Below are 22,520 nucleotides of genomic sequence, written 5' to 3' on the forward strand. Positions count from 1 at the left end.
GGCTAAGCTAATAGCCTTTACAGGGTACTTTTGCTGCTTGGCAGCGTTGGCTCATTGATAGCTAGGATGTCTTCAATGCAACAATACAAAGGGTGGTTATTTCTTGCCTCGCTGCTACTTTACTTGCTGTATGCCTTTGGCGTAATTGGCATTGGTTTAGCCACCGCAGTCACCTGGGCTGCCGCCTTGCTGTATTTACCTCAACTTAGCAAAGCTATTCGCATTCAGGCGGGTTGCTTGTTAAGCATTGGCATCGTATTGCTATTAATTGCAGCCAAGCAAAATACCTTGCTAAGTGCCTCCGACATACTCTCAATAAACCTTCCCTTGCTGGCGATGTTTAGCGCGGTATCTTTTCTCGCCTTAGCCAATCCAGAGAATCAACAAGACCCTTTACCTATTGGCAAACGCAGCATTGCCTCAACCGCCCTAGGTATGAATCTACTGGGTGCGGTAATCAATCTATCGATTGTATTCATTGTCGGCGACCGCTTAGCCAAACAGCAAGCTTTAACTAATGCCCAGCAAAAAGTATTAATGCGCTGTTTTTGTGCCGCAGCCTGGTGGTCTCCGTTTTTTATTGCCACTGCGGTATCCATTACTTACGCGCCCGGTATGCAATGGCTAGATGTACTGCTTCCGGGCGCCTTAATGGCGCTAATTGCCTTGGCTTTTACCACTGCCGAGGTATCGCTAAGAGAGAAAGACAGTTTTGCTGGTTACCCCTTGCGTCGAGAAAGCTTAACCATTCCCTTTGTGCTCGCCACCAGCGTGATTGCATTGCATTTCGCTTTCCCCGATTTCAGCATTATTTTGATGATCACCTGCCTAGCACCGATTGCAGCCTTAAGTTTTGCCAAAGGGAACTCAAAAGTACTCATTGCCAGAAACTTTGTTAGCCATCGCTTATCTAACGTTGGCAGCCAATACGTGTTGTTTTTAGCTGCTGGGGTATTCTCGGCGGGTATTAAAGCCTTGTTGCTGGCCTATCCAGAAACCTTAAGCCTGCACAACGTAAGCTTTAATCATCAAACCTTTGCAGTAGTGTTAGCAATGATGATTGTGGCCTGCATGTTTGGTATTCATCCAGTTATTAGTATTTCTTTAGCCAGCCCTTTGTTATTGCCGCTTAATCCAGAACCTAGTCAGCTTGGTTTTCTATTCTTAAGTTCTTGGGCAATATCCACCGGCAGCAGCCCGCTATCTGGCGTAGGCCTAACCATGATTGGCCGCTACCAATTCTCCACCAGCCAAATACTTAAAAACAACTGGTACTACGCCCTAATCATGTGGCTGATATGCTCTGGGGTAAATGCGCTGTTGATATAGCAAGGGTCGTGAGCATTAGAGTTAGTTCGTTTAACCTAAGCTTGAGAATTTGGCTTTAGCTCACTAATGGATATCCGTAGCCTAACTCATCTTTGCACCATTCAAGGTTAAAATACTATCTTCTCACTCCTGCCAATGCATTCATTTATGCAAGAAATGAAAATGATTTTGTCTATTTTTGAATGCTAACTTCTCTTTTAAAATAACTTCATCAACTCGTTAACACAGAAATGAAGGTTTGCTATGAGCACATCACAACTTATTCTCGAACTATCTCTTATCGGCAGTATGTTCCTTATGACTGGAGTTTTCCTTATTCGCAGCCACCAAAAAACTGACAGCGTAGGCACTAAGATTCAAAAGATTTTAACAGGCCTGCTAGGCGCATTTATGGTAATGGCAGGAACAGTTAAGTTTTTCGACCCCTTCACAAGCATGTTTACCACACAAATTGCACTGAGTGAGTTGCCTTTTCCTACACTTGCTCGCTGGGCTGGGCAATTAGGTGAGATCTTTGCTGGTTTGCTACTTCTAATCATAATGGTTGGGAACAGGGCATTGGCAACATCTATAGTAAACAAAGCGATGCAATTAGCCACTTTGCTAACAACTGTGATAATGATTGTTGCGGTCTATGTTCATCTACTACCAAATGTGCCAGCAGAGGTGTTACCACTTCAGTCAAAACCTCCAGTGATGACGCTAATCATCCTTAGTTTAGCTTGGCTAAATGCTTACCTTTACTTTCGTCAAAGTACCGCCAAGAATCAATAATACCAAAACGCCAAATTAGCGTGTCTAATTTGGCGTTTTTGATTCTGTTAAGCCTAGATGTAGGAGAACTATTTCTTCTTGGAATCGATTAATGCTAGAAACTCTGAAGATTGTCCAAAGCGACTAAAAATCATATCCCTAAAAGCAACTATTCGAGTGGCAATCAATTTTCGGTCAGCCCAAACCAAAAATGCCTTACCAGTAGGACACTCTACCTTAGGCAATACCTCAATGAGATCCCCCCTTTCAGCACGCTTTTCAAAAGCAGCTTTTGGCATCATACAGATCCCAGCACCAGCCAAAGTTGCATCGATATTTAACCGCAGGCTACTTACTGAGTATCTAGGAAGGTAAGGGATACGAATTGACTGCCCTTCTTCTTTTAGCTCCCAATAAGGAAGATTATTCCCAGATAACAATTGGTGACCCACTAAGTCTGCCGCTTGCTTTGGTTTACCATATTTTTCCAGATAGCTTGGTGATGCAGCCATCATCAGTGGCGATTCAAATAGCAGGCGTTGTATTAAATGACTTGCATGAGGCGGACTGGTTACGATGGCGAGATCAATCTGCTCATCGAAAAAACGTTCCGTTCCAGCACTAAATTGAATGTTTACAGATACCTCTGGATGAAGCTCCATGAATTCTATTGCCATCTTTTGCAAAAAGTTATCGGCAAAGGGCTCTGGACAAGAAACGCGAATTACCCCCGTTAGCACGGGCTGACTGTTTGAGAGTTGCGTCCATTCATTGTTCAACTGCATAAAGAGAGAGGCAAAGCGTTGGTAATACTCGTCTCCAGCGGTTGTTAATTGAAACAGTTTTGCATTTCGATGTACCAGCTTTTCCCCTAGTTTTTCCTCTAAGCTTGCTACGGCTCTTGATAAGGTTGGGGCAGAAACGAGGGTTTTAAGGCTGGCAGCGGCAAACCCACCACATTCTACTGATTGACAAAAAAGATAAAGGTTAGAAATGTCTTTTGCTTTCATGTTTGTTTGCCTTTGACGGTGAGTCTCAAAGTTAACCATTCAAATATGAAAGATTCAAGTTCAATGTTGTCTATTTTTGATTGAAAGGAGTAGCGCTAGTATAAACGCATCAGTTAGCCAAGCAGAGACAATCATGAAAAAGTTTCCACGTAAATTCCAATACCCTTTAATGGTTTCTATGGTTCTGCCAACGATGCTTTTAAGCATGCCGGCAATTATGGTTGCAAAGACACAAACAACCAATGGAAATTTCTTCGAGGCATGGTTAAGCGCAGTTTTCCAAATGGTGCCATCTGCACTGATAGTTTTAGCACTAGTTGCACCAGCAGTTCGACTGTTTGTCACCAGGGTGCTGCTTGAACCAGAACTAAAGTAAGAAAATTAATACCTTAGCAAAATAAAATAGGAAAGAACTATGAGCAACTTTACACTACACACAGCCGAATCAGCACCAGAGAAAAGCAAAGCAATCCTTGAAGGCGCACAGACACAAATGGGTATGGTTCCAGGCCTTTATGCAGTGATGGCTGAGTCTCCCGAAACCCTAAAGGCTTACACTCAGCTTCACCAGCAATTTACAAGCACCTCATTCGATGCGGAAGAACTTACTGTCGTGTGGCAAACTATCAACGTTGAGCATGAATGCCACTATTGTGTACCTGCTCACACGGGAATTGCCCACTCAATGAAGGTTAACCCGGCACTGACAGAAGCGCTGCGTAACGACGAAGCTATGCCATCCGACAAACTACAAGCACTGAAAAACTTCACACTAGCGGTTGTTCGTGAGCGCGGCAATGTATCTGAAACCGATTTAGAGGCATTTTACGCGGCGGGTTACGGTAATCAACAAGTGCTAGAGGTGATTCTTGGCCTGTCACAAAAGGTCATCAGCAACTACGTTAACCATGTAGCGCATACACCAGTAGACAAAGTATTTGAGAAGTTTACTTGGTCTAAAAAATAATTCAGATTGAGTAATACTTTATAATACCTCTGTTATCTATGGCCAAGGCATCCTAGACCTTGGCTTGTTTACTTAAGTGTACTGACTTAAAAGCCACCTTTGAGCTCAATTCATCCCCAACGCTATGTTTAGAGCGACTTCAGCTCTAACAGCAATCAGCCCAGAGACTAAATAGCCTAGCATTGCTAGGCTTTTATCTCTCAGCTGTATTAATAACTAAGCAGGCACTGCTTCTGCTGGGCGAACACCTAAAGTGTGGCAAATAGCGTAAGATAACTCCGAGCGATTAAGCGTATAAAAGTGAAAGTCTTTCACTCCTTCGCGCGATAATACTTTAACCATTTCAATGGCAACACTGGCGCCTACTAGGTTTCGAGTAGTTTGGTCATTCTCTAAGCCAGCAAATTGATTGTGTAACCATTTGGGCACTTTTACATTGGCAAAAGAGGCGAACTTTTTCAGGGTATTGTAATTAGATACTGGCAAAATACCGGGTACGATTTCCCCTTCAATGCCAATGGCTGCACAGCGGTCGCGAAAGCGCAGGTAGCTTTCTACATCAAAAAAGAACTGGGTAATGGCGCGGTTGGCACCGGCATCCATTTTACGCTTTAAGGCCAACAAATCGGCTTGGGCACTTTTTGCTTCTGGGTGAATCTCTGGATAAGCCGCTACCGAGATATCAAAATCGGCTTCTTCTTTTAACAAAGCCACTAAATCGCTGGCGTACATTTGCGGCTTGGCTGAACCTTCTGGTAAATCACCTCGCAGTGCCACAATGTCTTTAATACCGCTGTTCCAGTAATCGCGCGCAATTTGGCGCAGCTCATCGGGCGTTGAGTCGATGCAGGTTAAATGCGGTGCAGCTGCTAAGCCTGTGCGGTCTTTAATCGCTTTAATCACCTTGTGAGTACGGTCTCGAGTGCCGGAGTTAGCGCCGTAGGTTACTGATACAAACTTAGGTTTTAAGGTTTGCAAACGCTCGATAGACGACCACAAAGTTTGCTCCATGGTCTCGGTGGTTGGCGGGAAGAACTCAAAGGACACGTTAATATCGCGGTTAAGCTCACTTAAGCTTTGATTGAGTGTTTCGATTTGTTGCGCGTTGTGAAATCCCATTGACCTTCTCCGTTAAAGACATTTAGACGTCTATACCGCTAGATACTAAAGAGAAGATTATTTAAGTCAACGCTATTCATCTTAAACATAGCTTTAGATGAATTATTTTCAACATGGGGATTTTAGCCGCTAACTACTCGCTAAATATGCATTAAGACAGATAGTTAACTAACAGAATCATCTCAGCTATTCGAAAGGGGCGTATTGAATAAGATTAATCCACCACTCTTTAGTGCCAGAGGGCGTTTTTACAAACACATCATCGTCAACTTGTTTGCCGATAAGCGCCCGAGCCATGGGAGAGTCGATAGTGATGTAACCCAGCTTTGGGTCTATTTCATCGGTGCCTACAATGCGGTAGCGCACGATATCACCTTCATCATTTTCCAGCTCGACCCATGCGCCAAAAAATACTTTGCCGTTTTGTTGAGGGTGATGGTCAACGATTTCTAAGGCATCTAAGCGTTTGGTTAAGAACCTTAGTCGAGAATCGATGCGGCGAAGCTCTCGCTTGCCTTCTTTGTATTCCGCGTTTTCTGAGCGATCACCCAGTGCTGCGGCTTCGGATACTGCTTGAGTTACTTGAGGGCGTTTAACCTTCCACAAGTACTTTAATTCTTCATCGAGTTTATGCCAGCCAGGGCGAGTGATTAAATTGGTTTTCATAGCTACGTAGTTAAGTCTGCCTAAGCCGATTATAAACGACTTAGGCAGTAAACTCGCAAGCTTTAACTAAAGGATATGTGCTTGGGTGGTTTCTCGTTTCACCAGTTCAACCGGAGGAATACGGAAGTTATTGCTAGCACCACCATTTAGCATGTCTAAAATGGTTAAGGCGGCAGCATAACCGGTATCAAATATGGGTTGACGCACTGTAGTTAGCGGCGGAATGAAAAACGCCGAGCCCGGCACATCATCAAATCCAATCACCGAAACCCGCTCTGGCACTGGTCGCTTGGCTTTATATAAAGCCAACATTGCGCCATGTGCGGTTAAATCATTAGAGGCAAAAATAGCACTAAACTGACGCTTGTTGGTTAACAAACGCTGCACCGCATCAAAACCGCCTTGCTCGGTAAAATCGCCCTGCTCAACCAGCTGCAGCTTCACGGGCAAACCCGCATGCTCCATGGCCTGGCAATAACCTTCATAACGTTGCTGAGCGTCGGGATGCCCCTCGGCACCTTTAATATGCACAATCTCGCGGTGGCCCAATTGAATAAGATGATTGGTGGCCATGTAAGCGCCCACTGAGTTTTCAATCTTTATCGAACGTAAGCGGGCTGCTTCTAACTCACGGCCTAAAGCAACGATGGGTCTCTTCTTTGAAAACTCGACTACCTGTTCGTCACTCAACCCGCCAGTTACGATGATAATTCCATCCACCGAGCGCGATAACAGCAGCTGCATCGACTCCATTTCTTCTTCGCTATTCCAGTGGCCCGTTACAATAATATGTGAGTAACCTTGAGCCAGCAGAACTTCTTCAATTCCATTTAAAATAGATGAATAAAACGGGCTGTCTGGGTCTTGCACCAATACACCAATTGTCATGGTGCGGCTGCTAGCACTGGCTCCGGTTTGCTGGCCAGGTTTATAGCCAAGCTCAATCATTGCAGCTTGAATTTGCTTACGTTTTGCATCAGACACATAAGTGGTTTGATTCATAAACCGAGATACAGTGCTAGGTGAAACCCCAGCCAACGCAGCGACATCATAAACAGTTGAGCGTTGCTCTAATTTATTTTTATCTTTCACATTGATTCTCTGACAACTAACACTAGTTCGCATTATATCTCTCCCGGTGTTGCTAAATAGTGATAGCGACCTAGAAAGATATAACTCCCAGTCTCACTATAACCGTCTACTTAGCCAAGAACTTGTTTTCAATGATATTGAGCGTTAGAACGCCGTGACAGATCACATAATCTGCTGGTGCTTACACCCAAGTATCAGTAATTACTTAATTTTTGAAGCAATAAAGGCCGACATAATGTCGGCCTAAAATACTTAATTGTTATGGATTTACTTACTTGAGACGGTGTTCATCCAACACTGTAGTCACCCATACCAAAGGTGCATTCCAGTTGATGGTAATTTCGTTCAAGGTCCATGCGCCAATTTCATCGGCAAAACAAGTTTGGCCAACACAGCCGCCCTTCATACCTGCCGCAACTGGGTCGCTAAAGCTGATTGAATTTGGTCCACCCGATAACGCGCCTGGTGCCGGTTTTGGTGAATTAGCATCAGCTTGATGCGCCCAAAAACGGTGGTGCGGATTCTTAAGCGGGTTGCTGCCGTAACCAGTGATGTATGACTGATCAAGCGGGTTACGCCCTAAGATGTAATCCATGGCATGTATCAAAGCTTGCATGTACTTGCTGTCGCCACTGTAATCACTTGCATAGGTAAGGAAAATACCGCGATTCACTAAGTTTGAGTTAGACCCCCATGGATACTGCTCTGCGCTGTATGGAATGTGGTAGCCCTCTTTTGTCATTAATGAGCTGTATGCATCGGCAGTAGCAACAATCTTAGCGCGCGCTTTATCACGAGTTGCTTGATCTAACTTGCTAGGAACAAGAGCTAAGCTCAAGGTGCCTGCTGAACTTAAATCTTGCCAGAATAAGTCACCTTTAGCGGTTTCATCACCTACTGGCGCCGCTAAGAATGCAGGAGATGCTTTAGCTGCTTCTAAGTACTTAGATTCACCTGTAGTAATAAATAGCTCTGCCGCTGCCCAATAAAACTCATCAGCTAAATCAGTATCCCCGTAAGGGCCAGAGCCAGTGAAGTTATCGTAAGCGTATACTTCTGGGTGTTTATTGGCGGCTTGCCAAGCACGGCTTGCCGCAGTTAAACACTGAGCAGAGAAATCTGCATCAATATCTTTCCAAATACGCGCACACTGGGCTGCTGTTGCCGCTAAGTTTAAGGTTGCGGCAGTACTAGATTGGCCAACATGACGCTTTTGAGTATCTTTATGCGGCGGTAATGGCATACCGGTCCATTTCTCATCGGCTACCTTATGGAACGCCATACCAGAGGCGTCAATTTCGGTTAGCTTAAGGGAACGAATGTTTTCTTGCTGGTTACCCACAGGCACCGATACTTTGCTGCCCTCTGGAATTTGCATCGCTAGCATGAATTCCATGTTCCAGCGCGCTTCATCCAATAGATCGTTAACACCATTGCCGGCTTCTGGCATCGGTTGCTTGCCATCGGCAAACGGTTCGCTAGCGCCTTCAATAAACTGCGAGCGCTCGTACAGGTTCATTAAGGTCCAGGTACTAATGCCGCCGTTTACCACATACTTACCGTGGTCGCCCGCGTCATACCAACCGCCAGTGAGGTCCATGTCAAAATCACAACCTGGCCACTTGTTGCCTTTGTCGTCGGTTTTGTTAAAGCAGCTCACTACATCTGGCACATGCCCTGCTGGGCGCGCCAAGTTTGGACGTTGTACAAACTCTGGCTTAATCTCGATACCGCTTCGGTTCTGGTAGAAGTAAGCTAAGGCATCATGTTTCAGCTCACTGTAAATATCGTCGGCGATTTTGAAAGGATGGCTAGTTTGACCATCCACATCTAATACTAAGTTTTCATGCTTGGTGGTTAAAGCAGAAAAATCAGCTTGATGCACTGTTTCGCCAGATGCAGCATTCACCCCAAATATTTTAGTTTTACCGGTAAGCAGGTGATTGCCTTCGGCGTCTTTCACTCGCCAAACGCGAGGCTGTTGTTCTTCGCTGCGAATCACCGCAATTTTTTCTGACTTGGGATAGAAGCCAATCTGGTTTAAACGAATATTAGGAATTTTGTTTACAATTACGAACGACTTACCTTTCACCGATATATCGCTAAAACACAGTACCGCTTCTTTTTGGGCTCCTAGCTGGAACTGAAACTCGGTTTTAGCATCACTCTTTTGATCTTGAGTGAACTTGAAGCTAAAGGATTTTGGCTCAGTGCCAATTTCTAATACTTGATTAAAGTATTGCGTATAAGGTGCACCATTATGCTGAATAAGTGCGGTAAAGGCCGTGTCTTTGTTGGCGCGCGCCACAAAGTCGATGGCATAGTCTTGGCCTTCTTCCAAACCAAATCCGCGCTGGCCTAAAATTACATCCCATGGGTTAGAGCCGGCACGCTTAATGTCCATACAGGCTTCGCCGTCTTTGGCTACTAATTCGGCACCGCTAGACCACCAGCCGGTGGTTCCATTGCTAAAATCAGTATTACTAAGCATTTCATCGCTAGCCGCTAGTGCTGGGGCACTGATTAAACTCGCCAATACAATGCTTTGGCTAATACGGCTTAAACTAAAATTGATAAGAGTCTTGTCGCTCGCGCTCATTTCGCTCTCCTTGAACTGAGGCATTAAAATCTAACTTCACTCTAATTCAGCAAGTCGGTTTTGTTGATGGGCTTAGCTCACATAACTATGACCAAGGGCCTGCAACAAAACGTATCTATGAAGTGCTTATGAAAAATTTGTCACGCTGTGAAATAGTTTTCACGCTATTAAGATTCTACATATTAACTTTTCTGCTTGATGCCAGTTAATAAGCGAATAAGATAGAGGGCACTTTCTTTTGCTGCAGCAAGCAGCGCCTCTAAAATTACATAAGCCCATGCAAAATTTAGAACAACAAATTGCTTCAGATATCAACGCACAAGCTCAACAAGTGAGTGCCGCCATTAAGCTTCTTGATGAAGGTTCAACGGTTCCTTTTATTGCCCGCTACCGTAAAGAAGTTACCGGCGGATTAGATGACGGGCAATTGCGCTTGTTAGAGCAACGCTTAATTTATTTGCGTGAGATGCAGCAACGTCGCAGCGCCATTCTTAAATCTATTGCCGAACAGGACAAACTTACACCGCAATTAGAACAAGCCATTAATGCAGCAAGCAGTAAAACTGAACTAGAAGATCTCTATCTTCCTTACAAACCCAAACGTCGCACTAAAGGGCAAATAGCCATTGAAGCAGGCATAGAGCCTTTAGCAGAGCTTTTGCTAAGCCAGCCAGATACCAGCCCAGAAAGCCTAGCCGAAGATTTTATTAATAGCGAAGCAGGTTTTACCGACAGCAAAGCGGTATTAGATGGCGCCAAGTTCATACTGATGGAGCGCTTTGCCGTTCAAGCCCCGCTGCTCGCTAAGCTTCGTTTATTCTTACAACAAAATGCCACGGTAAAGGCAGAGGTTATCGATGGTCAGCAACAAAATGGACAGAAGTTCCAAGACTATTTTGATTACCACGAAGCCATAGGAAAAATACCTTCTCACCGCGCTTTAGCCATATTGCGAGGGCGCAATGAAGGCATACTCAACCTAAGTGTAGAAGTTGAGCAAGAGGACGGGCTAAACCACCCTGCCGAGCAAATGATCCGCGACTATTTTGCTTTAGCCCCTAAAGGGCATGCTAGCGACCGTTGGATAGCCACCGTGGTGCAATGGACCTGGCGAGTAAAACTGAAACTACAACTGGAAACAGAATTGCTCAATCAGCTACGTGAACGTGGCGAAGACGAAGCAATTAGTGTGTTTTCGCGTAACTTAAATGATTTATTGATGGCAGCCCCTGCAGGGCCTAAAGCCACCTTAGGCCTAGATCCTGGCTTGCGTACTGGGGTTAAAGTAGCGGTGGTTGACGCTACCGGTAAATTGGTTGCCTACGACACCATTTACCCTCACGCGCCACGAAACCAATGGCAAGACTCGCTAAAGACGCTGGCGGGTTTAGTGACTAAACACCAAGTTAAGTTGATTAGTGTGGGTAACGGCACCGCCTCGCGTGAAACCGATAAACTGGCCGCTGATCTCATTGGCATGTTGCCACCGCAAGGTTTGCAAAAAGTAATGGTGAGTGAAGCAGGGGCCTCGGTGTATTCTGCCTCAGAGTTAGCAGCACAAGAATTTCCAGAGTTGGATGTGTCGATTCGCGGTGCGGTGTCGATTGCTCGCCGCTTACAAGACCCCTTAGCCGAGTTAGTTAAGATTGAACCCAAAGCGATTGGTGTTGGCCAATACCAACACGATGTTAGCCAAAGCAAACTATCACAACAATTAGACAGCGTAGTTGAAGACTGTGTAAATGCCGTAGGTGTAGATGTAAACATGGCTTCGGCACCTCTGCTAAGTTTTGTAGCGGGTTTAAACACCACCATAGCGCAAAACATTGTGGCCTACCGCGACGAGCACGGCGCGTTTAAATCACGCGCAGCAATTAAAAAAGTGGCTCGTTTAGGGCCTAAAGCCTTTGAACAAGCCGCGGGTTTTTTACGGATTAACCAAGCGAGAAATGCTTTAGATGGTTCGGCGGTTCACCCCGAGGCTTATCCCGTAGTACAGGCCATTGCTGAGCATAGCCAGTGTGAAGTTAGCCAGTTGATTGCTAACGGTGAGCGCTTAAACAAACTCGACCCGAAACAATTTACTAGTGACAAATTTGGTCTACCCACTGTAACCGACATTATTGATGAGCTTAAAAAACCTGGTCGCGATCCTCGCCCAGAGTTTGCTACCGCCACCTTTAAAGAGGGTGTAAACACCATTAACGATCTAAAGCCAGCCATGCTGTTGGAGGGCGTTGTGACCAACGTAACTAACTTTGGTGCCTTTGTTGATGTTGGCGTACATCAAGACGGTTTGGTACATATCTCCTGCTTAGCCAATCACTTTGTGAAAGATCCTCATCAAGTGGTTAAAGCCGGCGATATTGTTAAGGTAAAAGTGCTGGAAGTAGAAGTACAACGTAAACGCATTGCCCTTAGCATGCGCTTAGATGAAGACGTCCGCTCTACTCCATCTACAAACAAAACAAAACCAACACCCAATAAGCCTCATTCAGCCAAAAAGCCGCAAGCTAGTGCGCCGATAAATAGCGCCTTTGCAGATGCTTTTGCTAAAGCGAAGAAATAAATGTAAGCAGAGAAATAGATTAAGCTTGTAAGCTTAGTTGAGATTGCGGCCTAAAGGCCGCAGCGCTGCTATAGCGCTGTTCAATGGTTTGATTACGCTGCGCCATTTGCTGTGCGATATCGGGATAGCGTTGTTGCAAAGCTTGAGCATTTTGCTGCTCTCGCGCTTGCTGTGTAGGTTCAAACTCGGCACCTTCGGCAGCAATGGCGCCAAAGGCTGAAGGTTGTTCGTCTGATGCCAGCAAACCTGGCGGTTGCGCATGATTAAGTTCGCGCTGTGCTTCGGCTGCTTTTTGTTGAGCCTGAGCGGCTACTTGCCGATCTTGCGAGGAAGGCTCTGCGGGTGCTAGTGCCGCCCGTTGCACCTGCTCCATTTTAGCAATGGTAGCTTGTGGGTCGTCGGGGATTTCACTCACATCGATAGACACTTCACCGCCTACCGCATATTGCTTTCCATCTGGGCCACGTTCAAACTCAAAAGAGGCGGCACTGGCGTATTGCCCACCTACCGCTTGGTGTTGCGCTTCGTGGGTGCGTACTTCTTGGTCGCGCGCACTTAGCTCATCAACTTTCTTCTGTTCGCTTTCGCTAAGCTCGTTTTGGCCTTTTTGTCTGGCGCTAGGTTGATCTGAACCGGACTGTTCTTGACTGCCTTTTTGCTCGTCCTGTTTACCCTGCTGCTCCCCTTGTTGCCCTTGACCCTGCTGCGCTTCGCGCTCATTAATCTTAGCTTGCTGCTGTTCTTGAACTTGCGATTGCGGATATTGGGCCGTGGCTTGCGGTTTGCTGCGGTCTTTCTCAGCGCCTACCTCGGGCTCTTTGGCAAAACTGGCCACTTCTTTGGGTTGAGCAATCACCTGTCGCAGCTGATTATCGCGACGGGCTGAATCCGTAGGTGGGGCTAAGGTATTGGGGAAAACATTAGGCAAGCTAACATTGATATTCATATTAGGCCTCTACATCCAGTAAAGTGCCTAACAATTTAGATTCGGTTTGTATTATCTTAGCGCCCGCTTTTGCGTAAAGCTCTGCTTGGCTAAGGCTAACCATGGCATCGACCACTTCGTTCTGTTGCGGTTCACGCTTTGCCGCTACTTCGGCAAGTGTTTGAGCACTTTCGCTAACTTGCTGATTTGCATTGGCAATAATTTGAAAACCGCTACTTGCTGCGCCAATTTGCATATTGCCCTCCGCCTAGTTAGTTACAGCCTCAATTATGGATAGCTTTAATTCTAGCAAATTGCTTACTTTTACACCACTATGCTGCGCGCAAAGCCGAGGACTTTTTCGGCAAATAGCTGCTTCTCTGAAATGAAAGGGGCATGCGAAGAACTGGCAAATAGGTATTGAGTTGCCGCGGGATGAAGCTCGGCATGTTGATGCATGGCAGCCTTTGGCACCAAGGCATCGCTGCGTCCATAAAGCTGCAACCAAGGCATAGAGATCTGCGCTAACTCATCACGTAAATCTTGGCTTTGTAATAGGCCCAAGCCCTGCTCTAAGGCGCTAAGTTGTGGCAATGGTCGGCTTGCCAGCAGCTCTCGCAGCTGCTTGATATCTTGCTTAGCTTGATCGCTTCCCATGGCTTGAATCGCCAAAAACTGCTGTAAGGTCTTTTTAAAATCTTGCTGTAAACCGCCAGCAAAACCATCGAGCACTTTCGCCTGAATTCCTGGCCACTCCGATTTAGCAATAAAGTGGGCCGAGCTGGCCACGGTAATAAGACCAGCAACCTGCTGCGGCTGATGAATGGCCGCATATTTAGCGACTAATCCACCTAAAGACCAGCCTAACCAAATAGCCCGCTCGGGCACTTGAGCGGTTATCGCCTGCACCATGCCATCTAAGCTAAGCGGTTCAATGGCAGGAGAATGACCAAATCCAGGCAAATCCACCAGATATACGCTGAAATGCTCGGCGAGTAGCTCGGTAACCGGCTGCCAAACAGCGCCGTTTAAGCCCCAACCATGAATAAGAATGAGCGCAGGGCCAGAGCCATGACGTTCAAAATGCAATTTGCTCATCTACACTTAACTACTCACTAAAAAGGATGCTCATGTTAACCAGATTTCACGCCGCTTTAAACTCCCGCTTGGTATTGTCTGATCACTGCGATTTTTGTTTTCAAAGCAAAGCGCTCGATCAAGCTTGCTGCGACAGCTGCAGCAAGTTGTTGCTAACGCCAAGCCAACACCGCTGCGAGACCTGTTATTTGCCCCTAGCTGAGCCAGGAATATGCGGCGAGTGCCAAGGCAACATTCCTTATTACGACCAGGTAGTTTGCTTAAGTGACTATCAATGGCCAATAGAGCCGGTGATTAAAGCCTACAAATATGCCAAACAGCAGCATTTAGCTAAGCCGCTAAGTCAGTTGTTTTGGCAACATATTCAACAAACTCAAGCTCCCTTGCCCGAAGCTTTTTGCCCTGTGCCCTTACATTGGTTTAAGCAATGGCAACGCGGTTTTAACCAAAGTGAAGTCTTATGCAAGCAATTAGCAAAACATGCAGCAAAACCAATGCAAAAGCCCTTTGCTCGTAAGCATTATGGCTCAAGCCAAGCTGGACTAAACCGCCGCCAGCGGCAAAGAGCCTTGGCCGCCAGTTTCAATTGCCAAGATACGCTTAGCTATAAACACTGGGTAATAGTTGATGATGTTGTAACTACCGGCAGCACCGCCAATGTGCTAGCTAGGCAACTTAAAGCTGCCGGTGCTGAGCGAGTCGATATCTGGGCTATTGCTCGTACCCCAAAACCTTCACAACGAAGATAAGATCTCGCAACACTAGCAGCGCTGTTTAAAAAGCCGTACAATAAACCTTAGTATTTTAGTCAGGTATCGAGGAAGCAGATGGTATCGATCTCAGAAACAGCTCAACAGCATTTTGTTAAGTTGCTAGAACAACAGCCTGAAGGCACCCATATTCGTGTATTTGTGGTTAATCCTGGTACACCAAGCGCAGAGTGTGGCGTATCTTACTGCCCACCAGAGTCAGTAGAAGAAGACGATACAGCGCTACAATTCGACGGCTTTAAAGCCATGGTTGATACCGCGAGCGCGCCGTTTTTAGAAGAAGCTGAAATTGACTTTGTAACCGATAAAGTCGGTTCACAACTTACCCTTAAGGCACCTAACGCCAAGATGCGTAAAGTGGACAACGATGCTCCATTGATTGAGCGCGTTGAATACACCATTGAAACTCAGGTTAACCCGAACTTGGCCTCACACGGTGGTAAAGTTAGCGTGATGGAGCTAACCGAAGAAGGCGTGGTAGTACTGCAGTTTGGCGGCGGTTGTAATGGTTGTAGCATGGTAGACGTAACCTTAAAAGAAGGCATTGAAAAGCAGTTGCTTGAAGCCTTCCCTGGTGAGTTAACTGGCGTTAAAGATGTGACTGAACACCAAGCAGGTGAGCACTCTTACTACTAGAACGCCGCAACCGCAAATAGCAAAAAGGTAGCTTAGGCTGCCTTTTTTTATGGCGTTATTAGCTGCCAATCGGCGACTTTGCTTTGTAAAAAGCCTGATTGTTGATAAGCCTGAGTGATGACTCCTCGGCGTTTTAGTTCTGTTAAACCCTTCTCTAGCGCTAAAAATACCCGACGATTATCAACTGCCGAGCGGCTAATCACAAAGCGCCTAGAATCTTGCAAACCCAGCTTAATACCCGACAAAGGCTTTAGGGTTACGCCAAAGGCTTGCAAGCTCATTTCTTCACTGGCTTGAAACGGTGCCAGTAAGGCATCGGCCCTGCCAACATCAACCATCTTTACTTGGCTCTGCCATTTAGTGGTATGCATGCGTTGATTAAAGCCCAGTATTTCCAAGGTGCTCCAATCTACCGACCATTGCTTGTTAGACACCACTTTAAGCGCTTTTATTTGGTCTAGAGTAAGTGAAGATTGCTTCAACATTGGGCTGCTGTTTTTGAGGTATAAACCTACCTCAAACTCGCCTTGCTCAACCACCGGCTGAGTTTGCAGTAAACTTGGATGAGCGCTTATGTCGCTGGTAAACATTGTAGTTGCACTGGCGACTACGTCCCCATGGCTTAGTAAACGCATGGTTCGCTGGTAACTGTCTACTTCGCTAAAATAAATGGGTCCTTGCCAACCACCAAGTCGCAGCGCTTGGCTAAACAACACCACTTCAACAACATCTCTGCGGCTATGAGTACCAGAAAAATCTTGGATAGCAGCCGGATCGCGGCCAGCGAGAAACAGTAAATAGTCTTGATAAACATCGGAGGGAACGACAACTTTGATGGCAGCAGCGTAGGAAATACTGCTAACCAAAAGCAAGGCTAAAGCGAGTAAGGCTTTACTCGCCTTTTTGCGACCTCGCCAAAAGATCCATAGCGGCAGTTTGCACGGATTTGTTTTCATAAAGTACTTGGTATATTTGCTCTACAATTGGCATTTCAACACCAACTCTTTCAGCTAACAAGTAAACTTCTTTAGTATTGCGAAATCCCTCAACAACTTGACCAATTTCTTGCTCAGCTTGCTGTTTGTTTTTACCTTTACCCAAGGCTAAACCAAATCGGCGGTTGCGACTTTGGTTGTCGGTACACGTAAGAACCAAATCACCTAGGCCAGCCATACCCATAAAGGTTTCGGCATCAGCGCCTAGCGCTTTACCCAAGCGTGTCATTTCGCGCAGTCCACGGGTGATTAGAGCGGTTCGCGCATTTGCGCCAAACCCTAATCCATCGGCCAAACCGGCGCCAATGGCAATAACGTTCTTAACTGCGCCACCGAGTTGCACACCAACAATATCGTTATTGGTATAGACCCTAAAGCTGCGTTCACAGTGCATCACTTTAGCTAGGTAACTAACAAAGTCAGCATCTGAAGAAGAGGCAGAAATTGCGGTTGGTAAACCGGCTGCCAGCTCTTTAGCAAAAGTAGGCCCAGAGATCACCGCCAGAGACACTTGTTCGCCCAAAGCATCAACGGCCACTTCAGACAATAAATGTCCGGTATTCGCTTCTAAACCTTTGGTTGCCCAGGCTACTCGCGATTGTTCGCTTAACATTGGTTTTATCTGACGCATTACATCAGCAAAAGCAAAGCTAGGCACTACCACCAGCAAATTGTCACTTTGCGCAACCGCGGTGGCTAAATCAGCTTCTAATTCCAAGCTCTCGGGGAAACTTACCCCTGGCAGAAAATCTTGGTTTTCACGGGCTGCATCAAGTGCAGCCACGTGCTCAGGCTCATGACCCCATAACACAGTACGTTGTCCATTTCGGGCAATCGCAATTGCCAACGCGGTACCGTATGAGCCTGCGCCCAATACGGTCATAGTAGCCTTTGAGTTAACCATTAAGCGTCAGCTTTAGCCGCTTGCTGTTGTTCTGCTTGCTGTTGTACGTAGTTAGCAAACAAAGCATCAAAGTTAACTGGCGCTAAGTTAATTTGTGGGAAAGAACCACGGTTAACTAGGTTAGATACAGCTTCACGCGCATATGGGAAAAGAATGTTAGGGCAGTAAGCGTTAATTGCATGAGCAAGTTGTGGCTCAGGCATGTTACCTAGAGTGAAGATACCACCTTGGTGAACTTCACATAAGAATGCAGTCTGTTCGCCAACTTTAGCAGTAACAGTAAGTGTTAGTACCACTTCGAATACGTTGTCAGCTAGTTTGTTGCTAGTAGTGTCTAGGTCAACCTTAACTTCTGGCTTCCACTCTTGTTGAAAGATTTGTGGCGAGTTAGGCGTTTCAAAAGAAATATCTTTTGTGTAAATACGTTGAATTGCAAATTCTACTTGTGGTGCTTCAGTGGTTGCTGCTTCAGCCATGATAATTACCTTTAATACATTTATTTAAAATTGCTTAATCGCTAGAGAGCTAGCCATTAAAACTCGATCTTACTTCTTAGTGATCGGTAGGTTTGCTGATTTCCAATCGGTCATGCCGCCGCGTAGGTTATACACTTTCTCAAAACCGCCTTTAACCAGAGCGTTAGCCGCTGAGCCTGAACGCATCCCTGTTTCACATACAACGATAATGGGGTTGCCCTTTAAATTTTCAATAGGCTTAAAGTTATTAGCTTGTATTTGGGTTAAAGGAATGTGACGTGCGCCCGCAATATACCCTTTTTTGTACTCGTCGTTAGTCCTTACATCCACCACTACTGCATCTTCTTTATTGATGAGCAAAGTAGCTTCGTGATTGCCTACCGAGGTAACCTTCGACAGCATTGGTTGAATAAAGGTGTAGATAACGGCACCGAACAAACCTACCCAAGCGAATGAAATGATAGGGTTATTTCCGACAAATTCGACAACTTGCTGCATAGTATGACAATTCCAGTTAAGCAAATAGTTAGTGATATTGGGGCGAGAGTATACACCTGAGCGCGAAGAATAGCAGCTCTCAAGCGCGCCAAACCTCGCAAATTGACCTAAGATTCATACACCAGAACAAATCTGAGCAAAAACAACTAATCTCGGTTGATTTGCGCTCAATCAGGTGACTCAGACAAAAAATGTAGTAATATTTCACTAATTCGTTTTTCACTTAAACATTTACCGATTGAGGAAATTGCAATGTCTGCAAGCAAAAAGCCTTTAGCACTAGTTATTATGGACGGCTGGGGCTACCGCCAAGACAGCGCCAATAACGCTGTAGCAAACGCCAACACACCAGTATTAGACAACCTTTGGGATACTGCTGCCAGCACCCTAATCTCAGGTTCAGGCCTAGATGTAGGTTTACCAGACGGACAAATGGGCAACTCAGAAGTTGGCCACACTAATATCGGTGCAGGTCGCGTTGTATACCAAGAGCTTACCCGTGTTGGTAAGTCAATTACAGACGGTGATTTTTTCACTAACGAAGTATTAGTAGGTGCGGTAGATAAAGCCGTAGCAGCTGGTAAAGCCGTTCATATCATGGGTCTACTTTCTCCAGGCGGTGTTCACAGCCACGAAGATCACATGCTAGCGGCGATTGACTTAGCAGCTAAGCAAGGCGCAAAAGAAATTTACTTACACGCTTTCTTAGATGGTCGTGATACCCCACCACGCAGCGCGCAAGGTTCAATCGAAAAGTTCGACGCAAAATTTGCTGAAATTGGTTCTGGTCGTATTGCTTCTTTAGTAGGTCGTTACTACGCAATGGACCGTGATAACCGTTGGGAACGTGTAGAAGAAGCTTACCAATTGCTTACCGAAGGTAAAGCAGAATACAGCTACGCTAACGCTACCGAAGCACTAGCGGCAGCTTACGCGCGTGACGAAAACGATGAGTTTGTTAAAGCCTCTGTTGTGGGTGAAAGCGCAGCCAGCATTAACGATGGCGATGCAGTATTGTTCATGAACTTCCGCGCTGACCGAGCGCGTGAAATTTCACGTTGTTTTGTTGAGCAAGACTTTACTGGTTTTGAACGTGCAAAAGTGCCAGCTTGTGCATTTGTAACCCTAACTCAATATGCGGCAGACATTAAAGCCCCTTGTGCTTATGGCCCAACAGACTTAGTGAACACCCTAGGTGAGTGGCTTGAGAAGAACAACAAAACCCAGCTACGTATTTCAGAAACTGAAAAATACGCGCACGTAACTTTCTTCTTCAATGGCGGTAAAGAAGACGCCTTTGTTGGTGAAGATCGCGAACTTATCCCTTCGCCAAAAGTTGCCACTTACGACCTGCAACCAGAAATGAACTCGGAAATACTAACCGACAAGTTTGTTGCAGCGATTGAAAGCGGCAAATACGACGTAATCATTTGTAACTACCCTAACGGCGACATGGTTGGCCACACTGGCGTATACGATGCAGCAGTTAAAGCTTGTGAAGCAGTAGACAAGAGCATTGGTCGTTTGGTTGAAGCGCTAGATAAAGTTGGCGGCGAATGTTTAATTACTGCCGACCACGGTAACGCTGAGCAAATGGTTGACCCTGCAACCGGTGGCATCCACACTGCTCACACCAACCTACCAGTACCATTCATTTATTACGGACGTGAAGCAAGCCCAGTTGAAAACGGTCGATTAAGTGATATTGCACCAACAATGCTAAGCTTGATGGGCATGGAAACTCCAGCAGAAATGACTGGCAAGGTATTGATGAATTTGAAATAATGGCTTGATGAAAGAGCCTATTTCAGCTTCGAAAAAAGGCGCTAGTAAGCGCCTTATTCGCCTGTTAAACGCCAGCCTTATTGCTGGCGTTTTGCTATTGCTCTGCCCGCCACTGCACGCCAACGAACAACAACAGTTACTTGACGTTCAACAGCAACTCAAACAGCAGCAACAACAGCTTAAAAAGCGCAAGAGTGACATTAGTAAAGCGCAAGAGCAGCTAAGACAATATGAATTAGCACTGGCAGATTCGAGCCAACAACTACGCAAGCTCAACAACCAGCTTTCCCATTCCAAAATAGAACAGCAACAAATTCAGCAACAAGAAAAGGCCCTAGAACAGAAGCTAGCTCAGCAGCAGCAAGCACTTAAGGCGCAAATCAACAGCGCTTATCGCTTAGGTAACAGCGATTACATGAAAATGCTGTTAAACCAGCAAAATGCCGCAGATCTTGAGCGAATGTTAAGTTACTACCAGTATTTGGCCAAAGCCCGTAGCAAAGCCCTAGAGCAAGTTAATTTCCAGCAGCTCGAGCTAAGCAAAGTACAGATGCAACTGGCCGAGGTGCAGCAACAACTTGAAGGCTTGGTAGCCCAGCAAAAACAAAAATTGGATCAACTACAGTCTCAACAGAATCAACGTAAACAACAGCTGGCTAAACTCAATAAGCTACAAAACACCGAGCAAAGCCGCCTAGAGCAGTTGCAGATTAATGAACAGCACTTACAGCAAGTAATTAGTGACCAAATAGAACAACAGCAGCAGCTTGCTCTTAAACAAAATTTAGATAAAACTCCGCTTACTGGCTTAGCTAAGGCTAAAGGTAAACTCCCTTGGCCCCTTAAAGGCAGAGTGCTACACAGTTATAACAGTAAAAATCAGGGACAAACCCGCTGGCAAGGCATAGTGATTGACTCCCACCCTGGCACCAAAGTAACAGCGGTAGCTTCTGGCAATGTAGTGTTTGCCGATTGGTTACGCGGTTATGGCCTAGTGGTCGCCATTGATCATGGTGAGCAATACCTTAGCTTTTACGGCTACAACCAAAGCTTAAATGCAGAAATTGGCGAGCGAGTAAGCGCTGGCCAAACAGTGGCTTATGCCGGTAATACTGGCGGTCAAACAACCAACGCTTTGTTCTTCCAAATTCGCCACAAAGGGCAGACCCAAGACCCGCGTAAATGGCTAAAATAATTCTACTTTGCCTCAGTATGCTAGCAACAGGTTCAGCTGTAGCTGCCCAGCTAAGCATCATCATTGATGATGTCGGTAACAGTGCCCGTGACTTTGCCTTATTAGACCTTCATCCAAACATTACCTTAGCTGTGCTTCCATCAAGTCCCTATGCCAAAGAGATTGCCGAACAAGCTCAGCAACAACAACGTGAAATAATGCTGCACCTGCCAATGCAGGGAAGTGGCACCATTGCTTTAGGGCCTTATGGCTTGCCTGATAATTTGGAAGAAACAGCCTTTAAACAGCGGGTAGAAGCAGCCATTAATGCATTTCCCGAGGCTAGCGGTTTAAACAACCACATGGGCAGCCAACTCACCCAACTGCCCACAGAAATGCACTGGTTGATGCAAGTGCTAGCCAAACAAGAGTTGTTTTTTGTAGATAGTCGTACCCATCTGGCCAGCATTGCCCAGCAAACTGCTCGGGTATATCAGGTGCCCAATTTAAAGCGCCATGTATTTCTTGATCACCAAGATAATCCCGTAGCTATTGAGCGCCAATGGCAAAAAGCCTTAAGCGTTGCACGTAAATATGGCCATGCAGTGCTGATCGCCCACCCCAGACCGCATTCGGTAGATTTACTCAATCAACTGAATTTACCGGAAGATGTGCAGCTAGTGGGCGTTGCTCAGCGCTTGGCTTTATTAGCGCCAGAAACAGCGACTGAACCAAGCATCCGTTTAGTGGGTTCAGAAGATCCTCTGGTGCAGCCTGTGCACAACAAACCGCTTTAGAACGCAACAGCACCAAGCTATAGGATTAGGCGGTTTGCTTCTCTAAGTAGATGAGATTATCCATGGCTTGTTGCTGAGTAGTGCCACACAGCCAAGCTGCCGCTTTAAAGTCACTGCAAACTTTAGGTCGCTCAGCTTTACCAAAAATAGCGCACAAATTATCAGCATTTAAATGAACACAACGCTCACCCGCTACTTTATTTAATGAGCTAATAGACGGCGCAATGCAACAGGCACCGCAACCTAAACGACACTGCATAACAGGCTCTCCAAAAAAGGGCGGCTAGTGTAGCAAAATACTTCTGCAAAAATCGACGTTTATTTAAACAAAAAAAGCAGCCTTAGTAGGCTGCTTTTT

Annotated in this window: 23 protein-coding genes; 10 read left to right on the top strand and 13 right to left on the bottom strand. The window is 45.8% G+C overall.

Annotation, left to right across the window (positions count from 1 at the left end; genetic code table 11):
- Window positions 1-75: 75 nt before the first annotated feature.
- Window positions 76-1,329, top strand: a complete 1,254-nt coding sequence (locus G6R11_RS16095; RefSeq protein ID WP_205472890.1) for a hypothetical protein — start codon at window positions 76-78, stop codon at window positions 1,327-1,329.
- 243 nt (window positions 1,330-1,572) lie between these two features.
- Complete coding sequence (locus G6R11_RS16100; RefSeq protein ID WP_163134097.1) at window positions 1,573-2,103, top strand: DoxX family protein; 531 nt, start codon at window positions 1,573-1,575, stop codon at window positions 2,101-2,103.
- Between the two features lie 68 nt (window positions 2,104-2,171).
- On the opposite strand, the gene G6R11_RS16105 is transcribed toward G6R11_RS16100, so the two are convergent.
- Complete coding sequence (locus tag G6R11_RS16105) at window positions 2,172-3,092, bottom strand: LysR family transcriptional regulator (protein ID WP_163134098.1); 921 nt, start codon at window positions 3,090-3,092, stop codon at window positions 2,172-2,174.
- A 133-nt stretch (window positions 3,093-3,225) separates the two neighbouring features.
- On the opposite strand from G6R11_RS16105, the gene G6R11_RS16110 reads away from it, so the two are divergent.
- Window positions 3,226-3,468 carry a DUF2798 domain-containing protein gene (locus G6R11_RS16110; protein WP_163134099.1) on the top strand — a complete coding sequence of 81 codons (243 nt, stop codon included), beginning with the start codon at window positions 3,226-3,228 and terminating at the stop codon, window positions 3,466-3,468.
- 39 nt (window positions 3,469-3,507) lie between these two features.
- Window positions 3,508-4,059 carry a carboxymuconolactone decarboxylase family protein gene (locus G6R11_RS16115; RefSeq protein WP_163134100.1) on the top strand — a complete coding sequence of 184 codons (552 nt, stop codon included), beginning with the start codon at window positions 3,508-3,510 and terminating at the stop codon, window positions 4,057-4,059.
- 216 nt (window positions 4,060-4,275) lie between these two features.
- On the opposite strand, the gene metF is transcribed toward G6R11_RS16115, so the two are convergent.
- From metF to G6R11_RS16135, 4 genes are all read right to left on the bottom strand, one after another.
- Window positions 4,276-5,178: a methylenetetrahydrofolate reductase gene (gene metF, locus G6R11_RS16120; RefSeq protein ID WP_016403477.1), complete on the bottom strand. Its 903-nt coding sequence runs from the start codon at window positions 5,176-5,178 to the stop codon at window positions 4,276-4,278.
- A gap of 186 nt (window positions 5,179-5,364) precedes the next feature.
- A complete protein-coding gene (greB, locus tag G6R11_RS16125) occupies window positions 5,365-5,844 on the bottom strand; it encodes a transcription elongation factor GreB (RefSeq protein ID WP_163134101.1) in 480 nt (159 codons plus the stop codon).
- A gap of 66 nt (window positions 5,845-5,910) precedes the next feature.
- Window positions 5,911-6,936 (bottom strand): substrate-binding domain-containing protein, encoded by a 1,026-nt coding sequence (locus G6R11_RS16130; protein WP_016403475.1) that lies wholly within the window; start codon window positions 6,934-6,936, stop codon window positions 5,911-5,913.
- A 271-nt stretch (window positions 6,937-7,207) separates the two neighbouring features.
- A complete protein-coding gene (locus tag G6R11_RS16135) occupies window positions 7,208-9,535 on the bottom strand; it encodes a glycoside hydrolase family 9 protein (protein WP_163134102.1) in 2,328 nt (775 codons plus the stop codon).
- Window positions 9,536-9,812: 277 nt separating this feature from the next.
- Between G6R11_RS16135 and G6R11_RS16140 the strand changes: the two genes are divergently transcribed.
- Window positions 9,813-12,104, top strand: coding sequence for a Tex family protein (locus tag G6R11_RS16140; protein WP_163134103.1), 2,292 nt, complete (start codon window positions 9,813-9,815; stop codon window positions 12,102-12,104).
- A gap of 19 nt (window positions 12,105-12,123) precedes the next feature.
- On the opposite strand, the gene G6R11_RS16145 is transcribed toward G6R11_RS16140, so the two are convergent.
- From G6R11_RS16145 to bioH, 3 genes are all read right to left on the bottom strand, one after another.
- A complete protein-coding gene (locus tag G6R11_RS16145) occupies window positions 12,124-13,050 on the bottom strand; it encodes a putative metalloprotease CJM1_0395 family protein (protein WP_163134104.1) in 927 nt (308 codons plus the stop codon).
- Between the two features lies 1 nt (window position 13,051).
- The gene (locus G6R11_RS16150; RefSeq protein WP_163134105.1) at window positions 13,052-13,285 is read right to left on the bottom strand and encodes a hypothetical protein; all 234 of its coding nucleotides are present in this window, start codon (window positions 13,283-13,285) and stop codon (window positions 13,052-13,054) included.
- Between the two features lie 68 nt (window positions 13,286-13,353).
- A complete protein-coding gene (bioH, locus tag G6R11_RS16155) occupies window positions 13,354-14,127 on the bottom strand; it encodes a pimeloyl-ACP methyl ester esterase BioH (protein ID WP_163134106.1) in 774 nt (257 codons plus the stop codon).
- A gap of 32 nt (window positions 14,128-14,159) precedes the next feature.
- Here bioH and G6R11_RS16160 point away from each other — a divergent pair, with 32 nt between their 5' ends.
- Entirely contained in the window at window positions 14,160-14,876 is a 717-nt protein-coding gene (locus G6R11_RS16160) for a ComF family protein (protein ID WP_163134107.1), read from the top strand.
- Between the two features lie 78 nt (window positions 14,877-14,954).
- Window positions 14,955-15,533, top strand: coding sequence for a Fe-S biogenesis protein NfuA (gene nfuA / locus G6R11_RS16165; RefSeq protein ID WP_163134108.1), 579 nt, complete (start codon window positions 14,955-14,957; stop codon window positions 15,531-15,533).
- A 47-nt stretch (window positions 15,534-15,580) separates the two neighbouring features.
- Here the strand turns inward: nfuA and G6R11_RS16170 are convergent, their stop codons facing one another.
- The 4 genes from G6R11_RS16170 to G6R11_RS16185 form a co-directional block, all read right to left on the bottom strand.
- Window positions 15,581-16,489, bottom strand: coding sequence for a hypothetical protein (locus G6R11_RS16170; RefSeq protein ID WP_163134109.1), 909 nt, complete (start codon window positions 16,487-16,489; stop codon window positions 15,581-15,583).
- Window positions 16,425-17,432, bottom strand: a complete 1,008-nt coding sequence (gene gpsA, locus G6R11_RS16175; protein ID WP_163134110.1) for an NAD(P)H-dependent glycerol-3-phosphate dehydrogenase — start codon at window positions 17,430-17,432, stop codon at window positions 16,425-16,427. The genes G6R11_RS16170 and gpsA overlap by 65 nt, the downstream gene beginning before the upstream one ends.
- Window positions 17,432-17,908 (bottom strand): protein-export chaperone SecB, encoded by a 477-nt coding sequence (gene secB / locus G6R11_RS16180; protein WP_016403466.1) that lies wholly within the window; start codon window positions 17,906-17,908, stop codon window positions 17,432-17,434. The genes gpsA and secB overlap by 1 nt, the downstream gene beginning before the upstream one ends.
- A gap of 69 nt (window positions 17,909-17,977) precedes the next feature.
- Complete coding sequence (locus G6R11_RS16185) at window positions 17,978-18,406, bottom strand: rhodanese-like domain-containing protein (RefSeq protein WP_016403465.1); 429 nt, start codon at window positions 18,404-18,406, stop codon at window positions 17,978-17,980.
- Window positions 18,407-18,658: 252 nt separating this feature from the next.
- On the opposite strand from G6R11_RS16185, the gene gpmM reads away from it, so the two are divergent.
- From gpmM to G6R11_RS16200, 3 genes are read left to right on the top strand one after another with little or no spacing between them, the layout of a single operon-like run.
- Window positions 18,659-20,191: a 2,3-bisphosphoglycerate-independent phosphoglycerate mutase gene (gpmM, locus tag G6R11_RS16190; protein WP_163134111.1), complete on the top strand. Its 1,533-nt coding sequence runs from the start codon at window positions 18,659-18,661 to the stop codon at window positions 20,189-20,191.
- A gap of 7 nt (window positions 20,192-20,198) precedes the next feature.
- Window positions 20,199-21,386 (top strand): murein hydrolase activator EnvC, encoded by a 1,188-nt coding sequence (locus G6R11_RS16195; protein ID WP_163134112.1) that lies wholly within the window; start codon window positions 20,199-20,201, stop codon window positions 21,384-21,386.
- Window positions 21,374-22,162, top strand: coding sequence for a divergent polysaccharide deacetylase family protein (locus tag G6R11_RS16200; protein WP_163134113.1), 789 nt, complete (start codon window positions 21,374-21,376; stop codon window positions 22,160-22,162). Before G6R11_RS16195 ends, G6R11_RS16200 begins: the two co-directional genes overlap by 13 nt.
- Window positions 22,163-22,187: 25 nt before the next feature.
- Here the strand turns inward: G6R11_RS16200 and G6R11_RS16205 are convergent, their stop codons facing one another.
- The gene (locus tag G6R11_RS16205; RefSeq protein WP_163134114.1) at window positions 22,188-22,421 is read right to left on the bottom strand and encodes a YkgJ family cysteine cluster protein; all 234 of its coding nucleotides are present in this window, start codon (window positions 22,419-22,421) and stop codon (window positions 22,188-22,190) included.
- Window positions 22,422-22,520: the final 99 nt, after the last annotated feature.

Origin of the sequence: Agarivorans sp. Alg241-V36 (assembly GCF_900537085.1) — a bacterium.
Lineage (GTDB): Bacteria > Pseudomonadota > Gammaproteobacteria > Enterobacterales > Celerinatantimonadaceae > Agarivorans.

Excerpts from the sequence above, each read along its gene's own strand:
- gpmM (WP_163134111.1), top strand. The coding sequence starts at position 18,659 with ATGTCTGCAAGCAAAAAGCCTTTAGCACTAGTTATTATGGACGGCTGG.
- G6R11_RS16185 (WP_016403465.1), bottom strand. The coding sequence starts at position 18,406 with ATGCAGCAAGTTGTCGAATTTGTCGGAAATAACCCTATCATTTCATTC.
- G6R11_RS16100 (WP_163134097.1), top strand. The coding sequence starts at position 1,573 with ATGAGCACATCACAACTTATTCTCGAACTATCTCTTATCGGCAGTATG.
- G6R11_RS16170 (WP_163134109.1), bottom strand. The coding sequence starts at position 16,489 with ATGAAAACAAATCCGTGCAAACTGCCGCTATGGATCTTTTGGCGAGGT.
- G6R11_RS16135 (WP_163134102.1), bottom strand. The coding sequence starts at position 9,535 with ATGAGCGCGAGCGACAAGACTCTTATCAATTTTAGTTTAAGCCGTATT.
- G6R11_RS16105 (WP_163134098.1), bottom strand. The coding sequence starts at position 3,092 with ATGAAAGCAAAAGACATTTCTAACCTTTATCTTTTTTGTCAATCAGTA.
- G6R11_RS16110 (WP_163134099.1), top strand. The coding sequence starts at position 3,226 with ATGAAAAAGTTTCCACGTAAATTCCAATACCCTTTAATGGTTTCTATG.
- secB (WP_016403466.1), bottom strand. The coding sequence starts at position 17,908 with ATGGCTGAAGCAGCAACCACTGAAGCACCACAAGTAGAATTTGCAATT.
- G6R11_RS16145 (WP_163134104.1), bottom strand. The coding sequence starts at position 13,050 with ATGAATATCAATGTTAGCTTGCCTAATGTTTTCCCCAATACCTTAGCC.
- G6R11_RS16160 (WP_163134107.1), top strand. The coding sequence starts at position 14,160 with ATGTTAACCAGATTTCACGCCGCTTTAAACTCCCGCTTGGTATTGTCT.
- nfuA (WP_163134108.1), top strand. The coding sequence starts at position 14,955 with ATGGTATCGATCTCAGAAACAGCTCAACAGCATTTTGTTAAGTTGCTA.
- bioH (WP_163134106.1), bottom strand. The coding sequence starts at position 14,127 with ATGAGCAAATTGCATTTTGAACGTCATGGCTCTGGCCCTGCGCTCATT.
- G6R11_RS16140 (WP_163134103.1), top strand. The coding sequence starts at position 9,813 with ATGCAAAATTTAGAACAACAAATTGCTTCAGATATCAACGCACAAGCT.
- metF (WP_016403477.1), bottom strand. The coding sequence starts at position 5,178 with ATGGGATTTCACAACGCGCAACAAATCGAAACACTCAATCAAAGCTTA.
- greB (WP_163134101.1), bottom strand. The coding sequence starts at position 5,844 with ATGAAAACCAATTTAATCACTCGCCCTGGCTGGCATAAACTCGATGAA.
- G6R11_RS16095 (WP_205472890.1), top strand. The coding sequence starts at position 76 with ATGCAACAATACAAAGGGTGGTTATTTCTTGCCTCGCTGCTACTTTAC.
- G6R11_RS16205 (WP_163134114.1), bottom strand. The coding sequence starts at position 22,421 with ATGCAGTGTCGTTTAGGTTGCGGTGCCTGTTGCATTGCGCCGTCTATT.
- G6R11_RS16150 (WP_163134105.1), bottom strand. The coding sequence starts at position 13,285 with ATGCAAATTGGCGCAGCAAGTAGCGGTTTTCAAATTATTGCCAATGCA.
- G6R11_RS16195 (WP_163134112.1), top strand. The coding sequence starts at position 20,199 with ATGAAAGAGCCTATTTCAGCTTCGAAAAAAGGCGCTAGTAAGCGCCTT.
- gpsA (WP_163134110.1), bottom strand. The coding sequence starts at position 17,432 with ATGGTTAACTCAAAGGCTACTATGACCGTATTGGGCGCAGGCTCATAC.
- G6R11_RS16200 (WP_163134113.1), top strand. The coding sequence starts at position 21,374 with ATGGCTAAAATAATTCTACTTTGCCTCAGTATGCTAGCAACAGGTTCA.
- G6R11_RS16115 (WP_163134100.1), top strand. The coding sequence starts at position 3,508 with ATGAGCAACTTTACACTACACACAGCCGAATCAGCACCAGAGAAAAGC.